We start from the raw sequence: 20,780 nt of genomic DNA on the forward strand, positions 1-20,780 counted from the left end.
GGAAGTTACACAAGCAATTGCAAGGTTTCTTCCGTCTTACAGATTATCAAACTCCAGGATCAATCTGGTTACAACAGGATTGGGAGTGACTTTAATAAGTTATTCCTTATTCTTGTTGTTTTTTTTCCTATTCGAACCATTAGTGTCAACTTATGTGCTGCTTCAGGAACTCCCTGAAAATTCTTATGCCTTAGTTGCTTTTTATGTGTTTTTAAATGGAATTTTTTTATTCATCCAAAACAACCTTAGGTGGACGATGCAGAGCTTGAAGTTTGCTTACACATCCCTCATTTATACTTTTTTGAATTTGATTTCAATCGGTGTGTTTCTTTTCTATTTGGATTTTGGACTTAATGGAGTATTAATCTCTGGAATAATTTCAACTTCAATTTCAATAGTAATCTCCTTTTTTTTTCAAAGAGAATATTATTCGGGGATCTTTTCACTAAAGTATGCACAACGAATTTTGAATTTTTCAATCCCTTTAATATTATCTGCTGTAGCGGTTTACTTTTCTTTGTATCTAGACAGACTAATCATCAATAAGTATTTAGGATTAAAGGAATTAGCAGTATTCGGAGTGGCATTTAGATTTGCTGCCTTAGTGGGTTTGGCTACTACAGGCTTTTCCAGTGCCCTTACCCCCTTGATTTATAATGACCCTTATTCCAAAACAACAAAAGAATCGATTGGTATTCTTTTTAGACATTTTTCCAGAGCATCACTTATTTTTCTTTTGTTCTTGACCTTTTTTTCCAGTGAAATTCTGATTTTTCTAACTACTCCGGAATACCTCGAGGCAAGAGTTTTAATTCCAGTCGTAACTTGTTCAATGATTTTTTCTTCCGTTTATGTTTTTTTTCCTGGGCTGACGCTTGCTAAAGAAACCGGAAAATTGGCACTGATAAATATCTTATCATCACTTGTAAATCTTGGTCTTTGTCTTCTGCTCATTGGGAGGTTTGGAGTAATAGGAGTTGCCTTTTCGACCTTGATAAGTTCTCTTTTTGGTTTAGTGGTCAATATAGTTTACAGTAATAAGTATTATTATCAATCTGTTATTTCTTTAGTAAAGGATAAATTTATTCTAATCATAGGAATTGTACTTTGTGCAACTATCCTCTATGATGACTTTATTTTTGTAAATTCTATTCAGTTGGATAGTCTATTGGCTAAATGCTTAATATTTTCTATATTTTTAATTATTTACATTATTCAATTGAGAAAAGGAAGCTTGTATTCCAATTGATTTTCCTTTCGATTAGATGAAAATAGCTTATTATCTAGTACATGACCTAACCCGTAATGATGGGGTAGTCAAAAAGATAAAATCCCAAATTTCGGAATGGGAAAATCTCGGTGTTGAAGTCAAGGTTTTTGCTATTTCCGGTTTCTGTGAAAATTCGATTATCGATGCAAATATTTATGGGTTCTCAGGTTTTATATCTTCTCGAGTTCGTCCAAATAAAAATCTGTTAAACGATATTGATGAGTTTAATCCTGATTTGGTTTATCTCCGATACGATACAGTTACGGCAAATATTCTCTTTTTGGCTAAAAAGTATAAGCTCATTTGTGAACTCAACACCATTGACCGGGATGAAGCAAAGCTTTTTTTCAAGAGTAATGTAAATCTAAAATCCACCTTTAGACTCTTGGCTTTCTACTTGCTCAGAAATAGATTTTTTCATCAAATGTCGGGGTTAGTTTCTGTTACACATGAGATTTTGAACCATAATTCGATCCGAAAGTATCAGATTCCTCAGGTTTGTGTTCCAAATTCGATCCAAACCTCTCAATATCCTACCTTAAAGTCACCAGATCCTAGCCAAAGTCGGATTGGACTGTTTTTTATGGGGACTCCCGACCAACCTTGGCAAGGCTTTGATATTTTGGAACAATTAGCACAAGACCTTCCTGAATTTGACTTTCATGTGGTTGGACTTTTAAAGCCTTCTTATTCTAATGTTTATTATCATGGTTTTCTTTCTGCTGAAAAGTATTTGCCTATCATGATGAAATGTCATGTATGTATTGGCACATTAGCGCTTTTCAGGAAAAATATGGAGGAGGCTTGTCCTTTGAAAATCAGGGAATATATAGCAAATGGATTTCCCATAATTATAGGGTATAAGGAAGCAATGTTTGAAGATCACAGTCATTTGCCTGAATGGGCTCTTGAAATTGACCCAAGAAATCCCAACCTTGTTTCAATACGGGAGTTTTGCGTTCGAGTGAAAGATAGAATTGTCTCCAATGCAGAAGCTTTTCCGTTAGTTGATTCCTCAATATTGGAAAAAAGGAGAGTAGACTTTTTTGATTCCATCCTTTCCCAGGAATGAAAATCCATCTGATAGTTACTCAACTCGAACCTGCAGGTGCTCAAAAAGTGGCAATCGATCTGGCTAACGGACTTGCCCAGCGCGGACACGAGGTGATGGTTGTGTTTTTTTTTGAAAAAGTACCGGTTACTTATAGGCTTGAACCTAACGTTTCAATTAAAATCCTTCTGGATTCCGGAAAACCATTGAATAAAATCTTTAACACATATTTTAAACTTAAGGAATATTGGAAAACGTCTCCTCCGGATGTATGCTTGGCCTTTACGCATTACGCTAACATCTACGCTGCGATTTGCGGAAAAAGTCTGGGAATCCCTGTCATTGTTTCCCATCATAACGAAAGGACTACTTATAACCCTGTAGTCCAAAAGGTCGATCAGTTTTTACAAAACAATGGATGGTATGCGGGAATAGTTTATGTCTCTCAAACCACCAAGAATTCTTTTCAGCCATTTTACAAACAGCAGGCGATTGATGAAGTGATTTATAATTCGTTTGAATCAGATTTTGATATCTCCAGATTTCAGATGGATGACACAGGCCCGCTTAGAATATTGAATGTCGGGCGACTTATGCCACAGAAAAATCAATTGTTTTTGGTTGAAAGCATTTCACCAGATATGAATGTTAAACTGAGCATAGTTGGTGAAGGGCCAGAGGAACAAAAACTTAGGGCAAAAATAAAGGAAAAGGGAATTGAAGCTCAGGTTGAGTTACTTGGCAAGAGGGATCATTCAGAGATTCTGAAAATGCTGTCCGAAACTCACTTTTTCGCAATGCCATCGCTATTTGAGGGAATGAGTATCGCGCTCTTGGAAGCGATTGTTTTGGGAGTAAACACGGTGGTTTCCGATGTGCCGGCGCAGGTAGAGGCTGTAACAATTGGTGGAGAAATTTACGGGGAAATTTTGCCTATAAACTCTTCTGATGTTTGGAAAGACTTTTTTAAAAATCAGATTCAAAATAAACCTAAGCATTTGAAGGGATCAAAAATCCACGATAAAATGGTGACGAGGTATTTGCGGTCCAGGTTCATTGATCAGTTCGAACAAATCTTTCTTTCTTTTCAAAAGTGAATTTTAGGATTTCTCTTTTACCCCATCAAATCCTGTATCTCAATATCCTGGTATTGGGATTTTTAAGTTTTTTAGGACTTAATCTTTTCAATCCTTCCATTTTATTTGAAGCGCTCCTTTTCGTCACCTTCTTCATTTATTTATCCACTATCCAAAAAGATGTCCTTTGGATTCCCATAGTTTCTCTCACTTATGTGACTTTAAGTTTGATCTATGCGGTAATCATCGAAAAGAATCATATTCTTGATTTTTTCCTGATTTTCAAGTCCTTCGTTTACTTGGTTATCATTAGCCAATTTGTCGGAAAAAACTCCCTTACTCCCGAGTATGTCAGGAAGATTTATTTGGTGGTTTTGGGATTGTTTTTTCTAAAATATCTTTTCCTCGTACTGCAGGGTACAGCAAGGCAAAGCATTCGGGTTTTTGACGAAAGCAATTTCGAATTGATGATGCTTTCTTGCCTTTTTTTGCTTGATTATCGAAATCGGAGGGAGCTTAATTATCTGGAAATTATGCTTTTGTTGATTACTTTTTTTCTTTCCGGGTCACGCTCAGGGTTAGTCATTATAGTGTTTCTAATTGGAGCATTATTTTTAAAGAACCTCAACAAGAGAAATTTTTTCATTCTGTTGCTTTTTGCACCTATTGGGATAGGGATGATTTATTTCATATTTCTGACTAGGTCTGAGGGAGACACACTTGAAAGTATAGACCGCTATATCTTTTTTATGAGTTTTCTTAAGGAGGTCAAAGACTGGACTTTTTTTGATTTTCTGGTGGGTTCAGAAAGGATAACAGCGTTGAGCCCTGAAACCTGTGGGAAACTTAACTATTATGAAAAATTATTGAGTTTCAGAAATGATGGAACCTGCTATAGTGTTATTCTACACTCCTTTATTATTAGGGTGATATTTGACCATGGATTAATTGGATTTTCGTTTCTTTGTCTTTCAGTTTATCATTTAGTTCGGAAGTCTGGTACAGATAGGTTCATTTCTTTTCTAATTTTAATGATTTTGATTTTGAACTCACTATCAGTTTCTGCATTCAACAGCGTGTATGCCATGCTGGGTGTTTCGTTGTTTTTGACTTCGAAAAACCCGGAAATCATCGTAAAAAATGACAAATAGGATATTAGGCGTTAGATTTGACAATTTCACAATTGATGAATTTGTCGATTTGGTTGTCAAAGAGATTGAGGCAAAGAAGAAATTTAGAATAGCGCTTTCCAATCCTGAGTTTCTATTGCAAGCCAGAAGTAATCCCCAATTGAAAAAATATTTGAATTCCATTGAGTTTAATGTTGCAGATGGAATTGGAGTAGTGCTAGCTTCAAGGCTGCTTCATCAATATCCTTTGAAAGAGCGAATCACTGGAACGGATATGTTGCCCCGTCTCATTGAAAAAGCAAAAGAACGAGGGTTAACTTTTTATTTTTTAGGCGGAAAACCAGGAGTAGCTGAAAAAGCAAAGCAAAAGTTTCTTGAAAAATTTGGGTATCAAGGAGTAATAGGCTTACACCATGGGTATTTGGATGATAACATGGAGAGCGTGATTATCGATGAAATAAGACTTCTAAAGCCTGATATTTTGATGGTTTGCTTAGGTAACCCGAAGCAGGAAAAATGGATTCAGGATAATTTCCATCTTTTGGAAGCTCGCCTGATCTTTGGTAATGGAGGGGCCTTGGATTATTATTCCAACAATGTGAAAAGGGCTCCTTTATGGTTTCAAGAAAATGGCCTTGAATGGTTGTTTAGACTGACTCAGGATTTTTCTTGGGCGAGGATAAAGAGGCAATCCAAACTGCTGAAATTTCCTTTTCTTATTTTATTTGATTTTGTGAAGCAGGGATTGAAAAAGGAAAAAATCTCTAATGAAGTACTTCATTAGTCTTATTTTATTATTGTTTTCCCTCCAAGTTTTTTCTCAAAGCAACCAGCCAGGGTTTCAGATTTTGGAGGAGGTTCAAAGGAGGAATTATTCGGCTCAGGATACAAATCAGAGATTTGGTGGATTTGTCCTCAGGATGCCTTATCTATCCAATCTTCCGGAATCGCCAAACAAAAAGGTTTCACTACAGGCTTTGCCTTTGATTAGTGCTACTCAGTATAGTGGAAAAAGACCTTACAGCTGGGGAGATGGACCAATGATACCTTCAGTAGGATGGCAGCAATATTTATCAACAGGATTTTATTTCAAGGCTTCCATTTTACATATAAGGTTTCAACCCGAATACGTAGTTGCGGAAAATCGGCCCTATGAAGGTTTTTCTGAACTTTTTCACCCCTCTGTTATCAAAGACAGATACCATTATTGGAATTATGATGATTCACCCGAAAGATATGCTTCAAGTACATTTCAGGATTTTTGGTGGGGACAAAGCAGCGTAACTTTAAGGTATGGTTCTTTCGAAACAGGATTGTCCACCCGGTCAATCTGGTGGGGACCTGGTCAATGGGCTTCCATGACTTTTTCAGATAACGCGCGAAGTTTTCCTCATTTAACTTTGAACACTGTAAAGCCGGCAAAAACTTTTTTGGGTAATTTTGAGGGACAATTACTGGTAGGTAGACTTGAAAATTCAGGCCTGGGAGCATCCCAAAATGAGCAACTCAACGAGCAGTATTTTTCCTATTTCTCGGGAGACTGGAGGTATCTGAATGCTTTGATGGTATCCTATAATCCAAAATGGATATCAAATGCTACAATTGGTTTCTCCCGAACTTTTCAACAGTTCAGCGAAGATCAAAGCAAAGATTTTGGCGGCTATTTTCCGATTTTTGAACCATTTCAAAAAGAGAAACTCTTTGAAAACAATAATTCAGTTATCTACGATGGGGAAGCCCAGGATCAACAGGCCACTTTTTTCTTCAGGTATGCAGTCCCCAAAGCCCAAGCTGAGATCTACGCTGAATATGGACGAAGAGACCATGCCTACAATTGGCGTGATGCCGTTTTAAGTCCTGAGCATTCCAGAGGCTACCTGTTTGGTTTTATCAAGCTTGTTGATTTGCCTCAGAGCAGCAGTGGAAAGAAAATTCAAATTCGAGGTGAGGTGATTCATCAACAAGAGCCTGTCAATCGATACGTAAGGTATATGGGACTGGGGGGAGATTCATCTTGGCAGCTCCATTATCAAGTCAGAAGCTATGGAAATTATGGTCAAGCACTAGGCACAGGTATTGGAACAGGATCGAATATCCAAATTCTTGAAGTTGCAGTGGTGGAAGGGTGGAATAAATTGGGGCTGGTCTTTCATCGGTTAGAGAATCACATGGATTTTTATAACCGTGCTTTTGTGAGCCATGGGGTGACTAATCCTTGGTTGGATTATACTGTTGGAGCATTGGTTAACCACGATTTCGGGAACCTGAAATTAACCTCCGAATTAAAATTTGTTCATGGCCGAAATTATCAATGGAAAGGTAACCTACCTGAAAATCTTGAAAATGGTACTGTTCAAAATATAAACTCATTCCATGGTAAAGTAAGTTTGATTTACTTTTTAAAGAAGGATAACAAGAATTGAAAACCAAAAATCATTAGTATGAAAGTTACAAAAATCTGTTGCATAGGTGCTGGATATGTAGGTGGACCTACTATGTCTGTGATCGCTCAAAAATGCCCGGATATTAAAGTTACCGTTGTAGATATAAATCAAACCAGAATTGATGCATGGAATGACCCTGATCTGAGTAATCTTCCTGTATATGAACCAGGTCTGGATAAGGTAGTAGCTGAGGCAAGAGGAAGAAACCTGTTTTTTTCGACGGATGTGATCAAAGCGATTGAGGAATCTGAAATGATTTTTATTTCAGTGAACACTCCCACAAAAACATATGGTGAAGGCAAAGGGATGGCGGCTGACTTGAAGTGGGTGGAATTATGTGCCAGACAGATTGCAACAGCATCAAAAGAAGACAAGATTGTGGTTGAAAAATCAACCCTTCCTGTGAGGACAGCCCAAGCAGTGAAGGATATTCTGGTAAACACTGGGAATGGTTTGAAATTTCAAATTCTTTCCAATCCTGAATTCCTCGCAGAAGGTACTGCAATTGAGGATTTGGAATCTCCTGACAGAGTGTTGATTGGGGGAGATGATACTCCAGAAGGGAAAATTGCAATTCAGGCATTGGTCGATATATATGCACGTTGGGTGCCTAAAGACCGGATTCTTACTACAAATGTTTGGTCTTCAGAACTTTCTAAGCTTACTGCAAATGCATTCTTGGCCCAGAGGGTATCTTCTATTAACGCTTTGTCAGAGCTATGTGAGGTGACTGGAGCTGACGTTTCTGAGGTGGCAAAGGCAATAGGAACTGACAGCCGAATTGGATCCAAATTTTTGAAAGCTTCAGTAGGTTTTGGAGGCTCTTGTTTCCAAAAGGATATTTTGAATATGGTTTATATCTGCAGAAGTTACCAGCTTAATGAGGTGGCCGATTATTGGGAGCAAGTAATAAAAATGAATGATCATCAAAAGGCCAGGTTCGCAAAGAAGATTATCAAGTCACTTTACAATACGGTCAGTGGGAAAAAAATAACATTTTTGGGTTGGGCATTTAAAAAAGACACGAATGATACCCGCGAATCTGCAGCAATCTACGTGGCGGATCATTTATTGAGTGAGCAGGCAAAAATTTGCGTGTATGATCCAAAAGTAAACCAGGAAAAAGTCTATGCAGATTTGGAGTATCTGAATACCAGATCCTCAGACGAGAATAGGCGCCATGTTAAGGTTATGAACGATCCATATGAGGCCTGTAAAGACTCACATGCGATAGCCATTCTTACAGAGTGGGATGAATTCAAAACTTATGATTGGGAAAAGATTTATCAAAACATGTTAAAGCCTGCTACACTTTTCGACGGCAGAAATATTCTTTCGAAAGAAGAAATGACAAAAATCGGTTTCAGGTTCTATGCCATTGGTAAGCCATAATGGAAGGCATCATCTCTGAATTGAATATTTCTTTTTGATTGGGAGTCATTCCAGAGTTTACAAACACACTTCAAAAAATATAAGCGGCAAATTATCTACTGGAATGAGTAACTTTGGTACTCATTCCAAGTGTTCCAATCTTGCCTTTAATCTTCCTTGATTTATCAAAAGGAGACAGAAAAAGCAAGTTCCGGATAGTCTCTCTACTAGGTCTGTTTGTGACCGAAAGGGCGAAGCTTTAAATAAGTACAGAACACAACATAAAACTTTTACCATAAATCGTCATGTTGACACCAATTCAGGATTCTAAAATTGCAATTATCGGCCTTGGATATGTAGGTTTACCATTGGCTGTAGAATTTTCGAAAAAATTTCCCGTTATCGGATTTGATATTGACAGGGCTAGAGTTGAAGATCTCAAGTCAGGTGTAGATAAAACTCTCGAAGTAGAGGATAACCTTCTCAAATCTGTCTTGGTAACTAATGTGCCCAAATCGGGAGATAAGGGACTTTTTCCAACCTTCGAATCCAAGTCATTAGCGGATTGTAACATTTTTATCGTGACAGTTCCCACCCCTACAGATAAATACAACCGACCGGTACTTACACCCATGTTGAAGGCTTCTGAAAACATAGGAAATTACCTCAAAAAGGGGGATGTGGTGATTTATGAATCTACAGTCTATCCCGGAGTGACAGAAGATGAATGTGTTCCGGTGCTTGAGAAAGTATCTGGTCTGAAATTCAACAAAGATTTCTATGCAGGCTACTCCCCGGAACGGATCAATCCTGGAGATAAAGAACATACCGTATCGAAAATCCTAAAAGTCACCTCCGGTAGTACTCCGGCGGTTGCAGATTATGTGGATGAGTTGTACCGATCTGTGATTGTAGCTGGCACCCATAAAGCAACTTCAATAAAAGTGGCTGAAGCAGCCAAAGTAATCGAAAATTCTCAAAGGGATATCAATATTGCATTTGTCAACGAACTCTCTAAAATTTTCAATTTATTGGGAATTGATACTCACGAAGTATTGGAGGCGGCTGGGACTAAGTGGAATTTTCTAAAATTTAAGCCGGGATTGGTAGGAGGACATTGCATCGGAGTTGACCCCTTCTACCTCGCACAAAAGGCCCAGGAGGTGGGTTACCATCCTGAAATTATCCTTGCTGGTCGTCGATTGAATGATAGCATGGGAAAGTATGTTGCCACAGAAGTGATTAAGCTTATGATGCGCAAGGATCTTAAGGTAATCGATTCCAAAGTCCTGATCCTTGGATTTACCTTTAAAGAAGATTGTCCGGATGTGAGAAACACTAGGGTAATTGATATTTACAATGAGCTTAAATCCTTTGATATGGAAGTGGATGTGTATGATCCATGGGCAAATCCTGCGGAGGTGCAGCATGAATACGGGATTGATATTATTTCTGGTGAGACTGCTCCACCACTAGAAAATTATTCAGCAGTGATCTTAGCGGTTTCGCATAAACAATTTAAATCACTCCAAATCCAAAAGTCCTCAAATCAGGTAGTATTTGACGTAAAAGGGTTTTTGGATAAATCCAAAGTGGACTCCAGACTTTGAGCCATTTGAGTCAGGGTTTAAATAGTAGTTTATCATTAGTATAAATTCTTATTTTTGGCCTTGTATTTTTGATAAAAATCACCTTTTTCAAAATTTAATTCTTCATCAATGAATAAGCTAGTAAAGTTTTGCGTCCTTGGAATAGCCCTTTCCTTGGGTCTTTTTTCTTGTGTCTCCAACAAGAAAATGATTTACATGCAGGAATTGGAGGAATCAACAGGACCTCTGGTTGAGACAAGTGAAAAGTATCCTTATGTCACAGAAGAGTATCTTCTACAGGTAAATGATATTGTCGAAATCAATATTAAGACTACTGACCCTACCTTGAATCTTGTTTTTGGGGCAGTATCAAATGACATTCAAAATCAGGCTGCAATGGGTGGTGGACAGGGTGCTGGCGATGCTTTTTTCATGAACGGATATACGATTGATGACGAGGGTATGGTTGAAATTCCGCTCATTGGAAAGCTGAAACTGGTTGGTATGAGTACTGAGGAAGCCAAACTTGCTGTTGAAAAAGAAGTGGTAAAGTATGTTAACCAAAATGAATTTTTTGTCAGGGTAAGACTTGGAGGAATCCGTTTTAGTGCCCTAGGAGAGTTTAACAGATCCGGTAAGTACACAATCCTTCAAAATAGGGTAACTATTTTCGAAGCCATTGCATTTGCCGGAGATCTTAGCAGAGTGGCAAAACGGGATGAAATTCTACTGGTAAGACAATATCCCGATGGATCACAGATCCATAAAATCAACCTTTTGGATAGAAAACTATTAGGCTCTGAGTATTTCTTTTTGAAGCCCAATGATATGATCTATGCCGAACCAATGAAAGTGAGAGAAATCGGAGCTGGAAACACCTTGGTTGAAACGCTCACTTTGTTGACTACTTCGATTACCGCCATTGCGCTTATCCTTACTTTAGTACAAGACAATAATTAATCCCACTTTATGAGTGTAGATCAGGAAGATAAAGACCTTTTTCACGAGGAAGAGAGTAGTTTTGATTTGAAGGCAATCCTTCCCAAAATCGTCAAGATTTGGCCGTGGATGCTTTTGAGTTTAACCCTATGTATTGGTCTTGCTTTTTACATAACCCAGACAACCCCTCCAAATTTTAGAGTTTCCTCAAAGTTTTTCATCAAGGAAAATGAGCAGGCATTTTCATTTTTTGAAAATCCTGCAATGGGTCAGGAACAAGGAATGGGGTTGACCAATGAAATGATCATTCTTAAGTCACGTCCAATTGCCGAAGCTACTTTGGCTAAGCTTGATTTTCAGGTTGAGTACTATGAAAAAGGGACTTTTGTCAATAAAGAGCTTTATCGGCAAACCCCAATTTTAGTTGAAGTTGACTGGAAAGCCCCACAATTACTAAACGGATTGATTGAGGTCAATTGGAATTCCATTGGAGAATTTCAAATGGTATTTCCAGAGGAATCTTACAGCCAGTTATTTCCGGATGGTAGTTATGGTTCTGTAAAAAATTTGGAATCCAATTCCTTCAAGTTTGGCGAATGGGTTGAAACTCCACATTTCAAAATTAAAGTAAGTAATACTTCGGGGCAGGCGAGCGGATCTTCCATGTTTCTTCTAAGAGATAAAAACTATCTCGTTAATACCTATTCACTTGGTTTGATCATTGAATTGGCTGAAAAGAACTCCTCAATTTTAGCGCTAAGTGTAGTTGTTCAAAACAGAGCTAAAGGAGAAGCATACCTCAACGCATTGATGGAAACTTATCTGGAACTTGAGCTTTTTGAGAAAAATGAGATCGCTAACAGGACCATAAACTTTATTGATTCCCAAGTTGCAGGAGTTGCAGATTCACTCACGTTTTTTGAAACACAACTCCAAGATTTCAGATCTTCGAATCAGACGTTTAACCTGAGTTCTGAGAGCTCCACCATTTTCAATCAGCTGACAGAAATCGAAACACAGTTGGCTAATGAAAATCTAAAGCGTCGATACTATCAATCGCTCAAGGATTATTTGGTAAGGGAAAACTATAATGAAATTGTAGTGCCTTCAGGATTGGGGATAGAAGATCCGTACCTAAATGGATTGATAGAAAATCTTTTAGCCGTTCAGGTGGAGCGGTCTCGATTAATGGCCACACAAACGGATCTCTCGCCTCAAGTCAGAGAGGCAAATAAAAAACTGGCTGATCTCAATAGGTCCATTTCCGAGATTCTTAATAATGTGGACCTCAATAATAAAATGTCCATTGAAGATCTTGAAAACAGAAAACGGAACATTGAAGCTTCATTCCGATCACTTCCTCAAGCTGAACAAAACTTAATCAGAATTCAAAGACAGGCTACTTTGAATGAGAATATCTACAATTTCCTGTCTGAAAGAAGAGCAGAATCTGCAATATCCAAGGCGTCAAATACCCCCGCGAATAAGATTATCGAATATGCAAAAGCTGGACTTTTGCAGGTAAGTCCTAAGCCTGCGAGGAATTATTTGGCTGCAATATTTGCAGGATTATTGATCCCGATCCTGTTTGTTTTTGGAAGGGAGTTTTTCCAGACAAAGATCGAAGAGCCGAAGTATTTGGAAAGGAAACTTAAAATACCTGTCCTATCTACCATCCTTCAAAATAAGGGAAAGGAAAATTTGGTTGTATTTGGTTCAGGGAAATCGGGAATTGCGGAAGGCTTCAGGTCGTTGAGATCTAACATAAAGTTCTTAGTGCCTAAGGAGAAGCAACTCACTTTCATGATCACTTCGACCATTTCGGGTGAAGGAAAGACTTTTTGCGCAATGAACCTTGCGTCTGTATATTCTTTGACCGGTAAGAAGACCGTCTTGGTAGGTTGCGACATGCGTAAACCAAAAATCTTTGAGGACTTTGGTTTAAAAAATGACGTTGGTCTTTCAACTTACCTCAGCGGTCAGGAAGACGATTTTAAAAAGGTGGTCAAGCAAACTCAATATGAGAATTTGGACCTAATTCTTTCCGGTCCAATCCCCCCAAACCCCTCCGAATTGTTGTTTTCTCCGAATTTTGAAGTACTCATTTCTAAATTAAGAGGCGAATACGATGTGGTTATTTTGGATACTCCTCCTGTTGGATTGGTATCTGAAACACTAGACCTGCTGACAATGGTAGACTTTACACTTTTCGTCTTCAGACAAAACTATTCTGAAAAAGGATTCATAGATGCAGTTAATGGGTTGAAAGAGCAAAAGGGCGTGAAAAACATCTATGCAATTTTCAATGGATTGGATGCGAGCAAAGTTTCTTATGGAGGATATGGCTATACCTATGGCTATGGTTATGGGTATTACGATGAAGAAAACAAAAAGAAAAAGCGATTCCGCATTTAATTACTCCTCTTGAAAAACTTCCTTCAAAAATATTTCAGGTACTTCTCATTTTTTTATGAGTACCTGGGATACAAAGTTATACTCCTAGTAGCCTCCAGTCTTTTGGTTGGTTTGCTGGATGGATTTGGTTTGGCCTTGTTCATCCCAGTTTTCCAGATCGCTGCTGATGGCATTACTCAGGAAAACCGGGATGCTCTAGGTAACCTTGATTTTCTCCTGGATTGGATTGAAGCCTTGGGTTTCGGTCTTGATCTCAATGTGATCTTGGGAGTGATGGTTGCCTTGTTCCTCATCAAGTCAGTATTTAAATTTTATGATGGAGTTTTTAAAACTAGGCTCCAAATGGAGTTTGTTAGAAAGCTTCGATATGAAATGGTGGATGGACTCGGTGGAATGAGCTACAAAAACTTTGTTAATCTCGATGCGGGTAAAGTTCAAAACACACTTTCAGGAGAGGTATTCAAAGTGACTTACAGTTTTCTTACCTACTTCAGTACCATTCAATATTTGGTGCTCCTGATGGTATACATTGCTTTAGCAATGCTTTCAAACTTTCAGTTTGCAATTCTGGTAAGCATTGGAGGTTTTATGTCCAATTTCATTTTTAAAATCATTTTCAAATTCACTGAAAAAGCTTCTGTTGGAGTAACTGCCTACAATCATGAATTCCAATCCTATTTGATTCAAGCTGTTCATAATTTTAAATACTTAAAGGCAACAGATTATTTTTCAAAGTATAAGATGAAACTCAAAGGAATCATTGATTCTATTGAATTTCAGCAAAAGAAGATTGGGATGTACAACGCCTTTTTAGGAGCGACCCGAGAGCCAATCGTCTTGATTATAGTTGTGGCTGTGATTTTAATTCAAGTGAACTACATGGGTGGACAAATGGCCACCATCCTTGCAAGCTTGTTGTTTTTTTATCGGGCCTTGAATTATGTCATCAGTCTACAGACCAGTTGGCAGGGATTTGTTGCCCATTATGGTGGTGTAGTAGCTGCAATGGAACTCATGGATGAGTTTAAACTCATGAAAGAGCCAACTGAAAGCAAGAATAAAATTCCAAGAATTGAGCAAATTGAGCTTTCCAATTTGAATTTTGCCTACAACCCTCAAACTCCGGTTTTAAATAATATTCAAATCAGAATTGACCATCTCCGCACTCTTGCCCTGGTAGGTGGATCAGGAAGTGGGAAAACGACCATGGTTAATTTGATCATTGGTTTACTTGAACCTACATCCGGGCAAATCCTTATAAACGGGAGCGAAAGAAGCTTTTTTGATAAATCAGCCTACCGAAGGAGGTTTGGATATATTACTCAAGAACCAGTAATTTTTAATGATAATATATTTAATAATGTGACTTTTTGGGATGAGAAATCTCCTCAAAACGTAGCAAGATTCAGAGAGGCCATTCGGTTAGCAAATATCGAAAGCTTTGTGGACTCACTTCCGGATAAAGAGCAGACCAAATTGGGTGACAACGGAATGTTGGTAAGTGGGGGACAAAAGCAACGGATCTCTATTGCAAGAGAACTCTATAAAGAGGTTGATGTCTTGATTTTGGATGAAGCAACTTCTGCCTTGGATAGCGAAACAGAAAGGTCAATTCAGGAAAATATTGAAAATCTCAGGGGCAAATACACCATCATTATTGTTGCACATCGATTGAGTACAGTGAAAAAAGCAGATAAAATTTTGGTTTTGAACAGGGGTATAGTAGATGGAGAAGGCTCCTTTGAAGAGCTGGTTGACCAGAATTCACTCTTTAAAAGGATGGTTGAGTTACAAGAGTTCTAGGATTTTTTCTTCTTGAATAAAGAAAAAAATAACGTTGAAAAACAAAATCAGAGTCCTTCTTTCAAATTTACCTCTTCCTTTTGACCAAGTAGGGAGTTGGACTTTCGAGTTTAATTATTTGCTTAAGCAGGCTCCGCTTTTTGATTATGTGCTTTCCCCAAATCCAATTCAATCAGATGTTTTTAGGTATTGTAAAAAAAGGAAATGGTTTAAAGGGGCAAAACTATTTAAAAACAAGTTGCTCTTTTCCTGGATTTTCCGTGATTATATCAGGGAGTTAGTTCTAATCGCAAAAGAAGGAAAACCGCTGCAGTTGCTTGTGGTTGATGACCAGGCCTTATTGTATGCATTGGCAAAATTCAAACCTCAACTTCCAGATAATAGTGAGCTGATTTATTACCATCATGGACATTCAATCGAACTGAGTCCTATGGTAATGTACCGAACTGACAAAGTTTTTTTTCTAACTAGGCTTGGATATAGAGAGTCAGTTATTTGCAATAACCAATTCACCCCTGAAGTTGAGATAGTTGGTAATGGTGTTTCTTCTGAGATTTTTTATCCCCTTTCAACGGAGGAGAAAATTAGAAAAAGAAAGTTGGAAGGATTTGGATCTAGTGAAATCCTAATCACTTGGATGGCCAATTCGAGACCTGTGAAAGGAATCCATTTATTTGAAAAAATGATCCCGGCACTTATTGAGTTGGACCCAAGAATTAAAATCATAATTATTGGAAATGCTCATCATTTAAAATGGAAGTCAGATAGACTTATTCAAAAGGGTAGATTAAACCCTCCTCAAGTTGCAGAAATCCTTCAAGTCAGCGACTTTTATTTTTTTACTTCTCTTTGGAAAGAAGGCTTTGGGTTATCACTTGTAGAAGCAATAAAATGCGGTAATTTTATTGTTAGTTCAAGAAATGGGGGAATTGCTGATGTAGTGGGAGGGTACGAAAGGGTAAGGTTCATTGAGGATCCCAATATTATTGCTTCTTGGATTACCGAGTTCGGAAATATTATTTCTTCCGACTCGTGGAGGGATCTGGACGAAAAAACCAGAAACTCGCTCTTCGATTTTTTCAGTCTGAAAAGCTGGGAAGATCGGATCCGAAACGGCTTAAAATAGAACCTTTAATGAGTAAAGTAAAAGACCTTTTAAGAACTCTCGTTTATTCCCGCTACAGAGTTTCTTTTTCAAAGGCTGGTGAGGATATTCAGTTGTTCAAACTATTTAACAAGTTTAAGGGAGGCTACTTGGACATTGGATGTTTCGAACCCATCACTTTCTCCAATACTTATTTTTTTTACTTAAAAGGATGGAGAGGTTTTGTGGTTGACCCAAATCCGGATCTGATTTCAAAATTTGCAGAAGTAAGACCCAAAGACACGTTTATTAACAGAGGAATTTCTTCCACCTCGGGAGTTTTGAAGTATTATATGTTGCCCCAGAAAATGGCATCAATGAATACATTCGATTACTCATTTCTTGAGAAGAACAATCTAGTCTCTTATATAGAAAAGGAGATAGACGTCCCTTTATCAAGTTTGGAAGAACTAATTGAAGAGTTTAAACTAGACAATCACATTGATTTTATTGATGTTGATGTCGAAGGTTTAGATTTTGAAGTCTTGCGTTCAAATAATTGGGAAAAATTCAGACCGCCCGTGGTGATGGTAGAAACCGACCAGCCTTTGGTAAATGATTTGACTTCAAATGTCACCAAATTGCTTGAAGATAAAGAGTACAGGCTATTGTCAAAGTTGGTTCAGAGCTCTGATGGAGCCGGAAATCTTATCTTTTGCAGAAAAGATTATAAACTTAATCACTAATAATGAGAACCGGGGTTAATCCTGCTAAGTTGAATTTCAAACTCGAGAAGCGAAATCATCATCGAATTATCATCCCGGTTTTTATTCCAAATTTTGAAGGCTATTTCCAGGAAATTTTTGAGGTATACAAAGCTTGTATCGAATCAGCCTGGCTGACTCAGCATAATCGATCAGCAATCACTGTGGTAGACAATGGGTCTTGCCCTGAGGTAAAAGCTTGGCTCAGACTTCAGCAGGATCTGGGAAAAATTGAAACTTTAATCACCCACTCCCAAAATATCGGAAAAGTGGATGCAATACTAGGTGCAGCGAGAGCTTGCCGGGAGGATTTGATTACACTTTCTGACAGTGATATACTTTTTAAAAATGGCTGGCAAGAGGCTGTAGAAAATGTTTTTGTGGAATTTGAACAAGCCGGATCGGTCGCTCCTTTTCCTATTGCCCGCCATCTTTACTATTACTCTTCCTCAGTGATGAAGGCTGTGATTCAGAAGAAACTTTCGTTCGGATTTGAAAAGACTGAGGACCAGGAATCCATTCGAAAAATCTACAGTTGTTATGGTTGGGATTTCAAGGAAGAATATGATTCCAATCTTCCCATTGTTCGAAGCAAGAAGGGTATGGCAGTAGCAGGAAGTGGACACCAGGTGATGACTATAAGAAGAGAGGCTATTTTCCAAATGCCTTTCAATCCAAGTTTTATCAAGATATCCAACAATAGCGAAGCCCTTTGGATTGATAAGCCGATTGACGATTTTGGATATTGGAGGTTAAGTACTCCAAAGGCATGGGTGAGTCACATGGGAAATCATTTGACTGATGAAAATAACAATGACTTTCAAACTTTAGTGAAAAATCAAACTGAAGTTGACTTAATTCAACTAAACAGCTTATCTCCCAAAAGAAGCAATTCCTTGATCAATAGGATTTACGGAAAGTTTTTTAGAAAAAGTTATGACCATCGTGGTCCCGCACCAAAGCTGAAGGTCCAGACTGAACAAGACGGTTTGTAGATGAATTATCAAGTGGTTATTCCAGCAAGAGGTGGCTCCAAAAGACTCAAAGGGAAAAATATCATTGAGCTTGGAGGCATTCCATTGATTGCACACAGTATTCTTTATGCAAAAAAATCACTTCCAAATCTGCAGATTTTCGTGAATACGGATGATGAGGAAATTGCCAAGGTGGCCAAAGCTTTTGGAGCAGAAATCACCTACAGGCCTTTAGCTTTAGGATCTGATACCACCAGTTCAGTGGAAGTGCTCCAACATCAGCTTCAATGGTTTGAGGAAAACCAAATTCAATGTGATGCACTGATTCTGCTTCAGGCCACAAATCCCCTTCGGCCTAACTGGCTTTTGGAAAAAGCGATTTTAAGTTTTGAAGGTTCGGGAAGACAAAGCTTGGCTGGTTTTTCTGCCCTAAATAAAAAGTATGGACAGATCGACAGTGACCATTTTTTTCATCCTGAAAATTACGAACCCGGTCAAAGGATGCAGGATCTGGTTCCCCGCTATTACGAAAACGGACTCATCTATATTACTCTTGCTGATAGTATCCGTGGTGGCCAAATCATCACTTCAGATGTCTTTCCCTTAGTAGTAGATCATATTACTGCTACAGTGGATATTGATGAGCCCCAGGATTTAGCCTATGCCCAATATATTCTAGAAAATCATAAGGAAAATGAATAGTTACATCGAGATAGCAGGCCGAAAAGTTGGGCCGGATTACCCTCCATTGGTCATTGCCGAACTAGGAATCAACCACGAAGGCAGCCTCAAGACAGCTTTTGAAATGGTGGATGCTGCTGCCAGAGCAGGAGCAGAAGTGGTGAAGCACCAGACTCACATTGTGGAGGACGAGATGAGCCGCAGTGCAAAAAAAGTAATTCCAGGCAACGCAACCGTCTCTATCTATGAGATTATGGAGCGATGTGCATTAAATGAAGAAGATGAGCGGGCATTGAAGGCTTATGTTGAAAGTAAAGGGATGATTTTTATTTCCACACCATTTTCCCGTGCTGCAGCTAATCGGTTACAGGGAATGGGTGTAGAAGCATTTAAAATTGGCTCAGGTGAATGCAATAATTACCCATTGTTGGATCATATTGCCTCTTTTGGCAAACCCATGATCCTAAGTACTGGCATGAACACGATTGAAAGTGTCCGAAAGGCTGTGGCTACTATCCAAAAACACGGTGTCCCTCTGGCAATCCTTCACACCACCAATCTTTATCCAACCCCAATCCATCTGGTTCGATTAGGAGCTATGCAGCAATTGATGGAAGAATTCCCAGGTATTCCGGTTGGATTGAGCGATCATACGCTTTCCAACTTAGCCTGTTTTGCAGCAGTAGCACAAGGAGCTTCCCTATTGGAGCGGCATTTTACTGACCATATGCAACGAACCGGTCCTGACATTGTTTGCTCGATGGACGAACAAGCCTGTAGGGAATTGATCCAAGGAAGCAGAGAAATCCACCAAATGCTTGGTGGAAGAAAGGAGCCTGCAAAAGAGGAGCAAGTTACAATTGACTTTGCTTTTGCCACAGTTGTTACAACTGAACCCATAAAGGCTGGTGATGTCTTTTCAAAACAAAATATTTGGGTGAAAAGACCAGGTACAGGAGAAATTCTCGCGGAGCACTACGAGTCTTTGATCGGAAAAAAAGCCCTGAAGGAAATTGAAGCTGACGAACACGTGTCCTGGAAGGATGTCGAATAAAAAGAAAATCCTGTTCCTTACCGGAACCCGAGCTGATTTTGGAAAGCTCAAATCCTTGATTTCAATAACTCGAAATCACCCTGATTTTGAGGTACATATCTTTGCCACTGGTATGCATATGCACCGAAAATATGGATACACAGTACTTGAAATCCATAAGTCAGGATTTGATAATATTTTCCAGTACATCAATTACACCACCGAGGCAAGTATGGATCTAACACTTGCCAAGACCATAGAGGGGCTTTCCTCATACATTCAGGAAAACAAGCCAGATTTATTGGTGATCCATGGAGATCGGGTAGAAGCACTCGCAGGTGCGATCACTGGGTCAATGAACAATATTCTGGTGGCACATATTGAGGGGGGTGAAGTGTCCGGGACAATCGATGAACTCATTCGGCATTCGGTTTCCAAAATGAGCCATGTTCACTATGTGTCCAACGAGCTGGCTAAAAGGCGATTGGTTCAAATGGGAGAGATGGAGGCAAATATTCACGTCATTGGTTCACCCGATATTGACCTGATGTTTTCAGATAAGCTTCCAAGTTTTTCTGAGGCTTTGGCCTATTACCAGATTCCTTTTGAGCAGTTTGGAGTATTGATGTTTCATCCGGTGACTACAGAGGAGGATAAAATGGCAGCCGCCTCCAAGGAATTGGTGGACGCCGCAATCGAATCTGACCAAAATTTCCTCGTCATCTACCCAAATAATGACCTTGGGTCCAGACACATTCTGGAGGCATATGAACGCTTGAAAGGAAGCCCCAAATTCAGCGTATTTCCAAGCCTGCGGTTTGAATTTTTTCTGGCCTTGTTGAAGAAGAGCCTATTTATCCTTGGGAACAGCAGTGCAGGTATCAGGGAGGCTCCTTATTATGGTATTCCTGCTATAAATATCGGTTCAAGGCAACAGAATCGCGCTTTACATTCTGAGATTATCAATGTGGGATATAATAAAGCTGAAATTGTAGAAGCACTTCAAAGGGTAATTGAAATGGACCGCCATGAGCCACTTCAGCTTTTTGGATCAGGAAATAGTGACCAATTATTCCTGGAAACACTGTTAAAGCCTGATTTTTGGGCAACCTCCAAGCAAAAGGTCTTTAAGGACCTTGATTTAAGTTGAGTCTTA

The 20,780-nt window shown here is 38.8% G+C and carries 16 protein-coding genes; all 16 read left to right on the forward strand.

The genetic code is table 11. From position 1 onward, the window contains the following. The coding region (locus D0X99_RS19300; RefSeq protein ID WP_119479515.1) for an oligosaccharide flippase family protein at nucleotides 1-1,249 on the forward strand (1,249 nt) is incomplete at its 5' end. A gap of 604 nt (nucleotides 1,250-1,853) precedes the next feature. Next, complete coding sequence (locus D0X99_RS20350; RefSeq protein ID WP_147392271.1) at nucleotides 1,854-2,342, forward strand: glycosyltransferase family protein; 489 nt, start codon at nucleotides 1,854-1,856, stop codon at nucleotides 2,340-2,342. After that, on the forward strand, nucleotides 2,339-3,418 hold the full coding sequence (locus tag D0X99_RS19310; RefSeq protein ID WP_119479517.1) for a glycosyltransferase: 1,080 nt from the start codon (nucleotides 2,339-2,341) through the stop codon (nucleotides 3,416-3,418). Before D0X99_RS20350 ends, D0X99_RS19310 begins: the two co-directional genes overlap by 4 nt. Nucleotides 3,419-4,537: 1,119 nt before the next feature. Then, nucleotides 4,538-5,311 carry a WecB/TagA/CpsF family glycosyltransferase gene (locus D0X99_RS19320; protein ID WP_119479519.1) on the forward strand — a complete coding sequence of 258 codons (774 nt, stop codon included), beginning with the start codon at nucleotides 4,538-4,540 and terminating at the stop codon, nucleotides 5,309-5,311. Beyond that, nucleotides 5,295-6,950: a capsule assembly Wzi family protein gene (locus tag D0X99_RS19325; protein WP_119479520.1), complete on the forward strand. Its 1,656-nt coding sequence runs from the start codon at nucleotides 5,295-5,297 to the stop codon at nucleotides 6,948-6,950. The genes D0X99_RS19320 and D0X99_RS19325 overlap by 17 nt, the downstream gene beginning before the upstream one ends. An 18-nt stretch (nucleotides 6,951-6,968) precedes the next feature. Then, nucleotides 6,969-8,363: a UDP-glucose 6-dehydrogenase gene (locus D0X99_RS19330; RefSeq protein ID WP_119479521.1), complete on the forward strand. Its 1,395-nt coding sequence runs from the start codon at nucleotides 6,969-6,971 to the stop codon at nucleotides 8,361-8,363. Nucleotides 8,364-8,647: 284 nt separating this feature from the next. Further along, nucleotides 8,648-9,952 carry a nucleotide sugar dehydrogenase gene (locus D0X99_RS19335; RefSeq protein WP_119479522.1) on the forward strand — a complete coding sequence of 435 codons (1,305 nt, stop codon included), beginning with the start codon at nucleotides 8,648-8,650 and terminating at the stop codon, nucleotides 9,950-9,952. A 108-nt stretch (nucleotides 9,953-10,060) separates the two neighbouring features. After that, entirely contained in the window at nucleotides 10,061-10,891 is an 831-nt protein-coding gene (locus D0X99_RS19340) for a polysaccharide biosynthesis/export family protein (protein WP_233553764.1), read from the forward strand. Nucleotides 10,892-10,900: 9 nt separating this feature from the next. Continuing rightward, nucleotides 10,901-13,285, forward strand: coding sequence for a GumC family protein (locus tag D0X99_RS19345; RefSeq protein WP_119479523.1), 2,385 nt, complete (start codon nucleotides 10,901-10,903; stop codon nucleotides 13,283-13,285). Between the two features lie 9 nt (nucleotides 13,286-13,294). After that, nucleotides 13,295-15,088: an ABC transporter ATP-binding protein gene (locus D0X99_RS19350; protein WP_119479524.1), complete on the forward strand. Its 1,794-nt coding sequence runs from the start codon at nucleotides 13,295-13,297 to the stop codon at nucleotides 15,086-15,088. A 436-nt stretch (nucleotides 15,089-15,524) separates the two neighbouring features. Continuing rightward, nucleotides 15,525-16,214 (forward strand): glycosyltransferase family 4 protein, encoded by a 690-nt coding sequence (locus D0X99_RS20795; protein ID WP_394336587.1) that lies wholly within the window; start codon nucleotides 15,525-15,527, stop codon nucleotides 16,212-16,214. A gap of 8 nt (nucleotides 16,215-16,222) precedes the next feature. Beyond that, nucleotides 16,223-16,918: an FkbM family methyltransferase gene (locus D0X99_RS19360; RefSeq protein WP_119479526.1), complete on the forward strand. Its 696-nt coding sequence runs from the start codon at nucleotides 16,223-16,225 to the stop codon at nucleotides 16,916-16,918. A gap of 2 nt (nucleotides 16,919-16,920) precedes the next feature. Then, complete coding sequence (locus D0X99_RS19365; protein ID WP_119479527.1) at nucleotides 16,921-17,931, forward strand: glycosyltransferase family A protein; 1,011 nt, start codon at nucleotides 16,921-16,923, stop codon at nucleotides 17,929-17,931. Next, the gene (locus tag D0X99_RS19370) at nucleotides 17,932-18,612 is read left to right on the forward strand and encodes an acylneuraminate cytidylyltransferase family protein (protein ID WP_119479528.1); all 681 of its coding nucleotides are present in this window, start codon (nucleotides 17,932-17,934) and stop codon (nucleotides 18,610-18,612) included. Next, nucleotides 18,605-19,645, forward strand: coding sequence for an N-acetylneuraminate synthase (gene neuB, locus D0X99_RS19375; protein WP_119479529.1), 1,041 nt, complete (start codon nucleotides 18,605-18,607; stop codon nucleotides 19,643-19,645). The genes D0X99_RS19370 and neuB overlap by 8 nt, the downstream gene beginning before the upstream one ends. Next, nucleotides 19,635-20,774, forward strand: coding sequence for a UDP-N-acetylglucosamine 2-epimerase (gene neuC / locus D0X99_RS19380; RefSeq protein WP_119479530.1), 1,140 nt, complete (start codon nucleotides 19,635-19,637; stop codon nucleotides 20,772-20,774). The genes neuB and neuC overlap by 11 nt, the downstream gene beginning before the upstream one ends. Nucleotides 20,775-20,780 lie beyond the last annotated feature (6 nt).

The sequence above is a fragment of the Algoriphagus lacus genome (genome assembly GCF_003583985.1).
Classification (GTDB): Bacteria; Bacteroidota; Bacteroidia; order Cytophagales; family Cyclobacteriaceae; genus Algoriphagus; species Algoriphagus lacus.

What these genes read in the sequence shown, in the direction of transcription:
- D0X99_RS20350 (WP_147392271.1), top strand. Translation starts at nt 1,854, where the DNA reads ATGGGGACTCCCGACCAACCTTGGCAAGGCTTTGATATTTTGGAACAA.
- D0X99_RS19310 (WP_119479517.1), top strand. Translation starts at nt 2,339, where the DNA reads ATGAAAATCCATCTGATAGTTACTCAACTCGAACCTGCAGGTGCTCAA.
- D0X99_RS19320 (WP_119479519.1), top strand. Translation starts at nt 4,538, where the DNA reads ATGACAAATAGGATATTAGGCGTTAGATTTGACAATTTCACAATTGAT.
- D0X99_RS19325 (WP_119479520.1), top strand. Translation starts at nt 5,295, where the DNA reads ATGAAGTACTTCATTAGTCTTATTTTATTATTGTTTTCCCTCCAAGTT.
- D0X99_RS19330 (WP_119479521.1), top strand. Translation starts at nt 6,969, where the DNA reads ATGAAAGTTACAAAAATCTGTTGCATAGGTGCTGGATATGTAGGTGGA.
- D0X99_RS19335 (WP_119479522.1), top strand. Translation starts at nt 8,648, where the DNA reads ATGTTGACACCAATTCAGGATTCTAAAATTGCAATTATCGGCCTTGGA.
- D0X99_RS19340 (WP_233553764.1), top strand. Translation starts at nt 10,061, where the DNA reads ATGAATAAGCTAGTAAAGTTTTGCGTCCTTGGAATAGCCCTTTCCTTG.
- D0X99_RS19345 (WP_119479523.1), top strand. Translation starts at nt 10,901, where the DNA reads ATGAGTGTAGATCAGGAAGATAAAGACCTTTTTCACGAGGAAGAGAGT.
- D0X99_RS20795 (WP_394336587.1), top strand. Translation starts at nt 15,525, where the DNA reads ATGTACCGAACTGACAAAGTTTTTTTTCTAACTAGGCTTGGATATAGA.
- D0X99_RS19360 (WP_119479526.1), top strand. Translation starts at nt 16,223, where the DNA reads ATGAGTAAAGTAAAAGACCTTTTAAGAACTCTCGTTTATTCCCGCTAC.
- D0X99_RS19365 (WP_119479527.1), top strand. Translation starts at nt 16,921, where the DNA reads ATGAGAACCGGGGTTAATCCTGCTAAGTTGAATTTCAAACTCGAGAAG.
- D0X99_RS19370 (WP_119479528.1), top strand. Translation starts at nt 17,932, where the DNA reads ATGAATTATCAAGTGGTTATTCCAGCAAGAGGTGGCTCCAAAAGACTC.
- neuB (WP_119479529.1), top strand. Translation starts at nt 18,605, where the DNA reads ATGAATAGTTACATCGAGATAGCAGGCCGAAAAGTTGGGCCGGATTAC.
- neuC (WP_119479530.1), top strand. Translation starts at nt 19,635, where the DNA reads ATGTCGAATAAAAAGAAAATCCTGTTCCTTACCGGAACCCGAGCTGAT.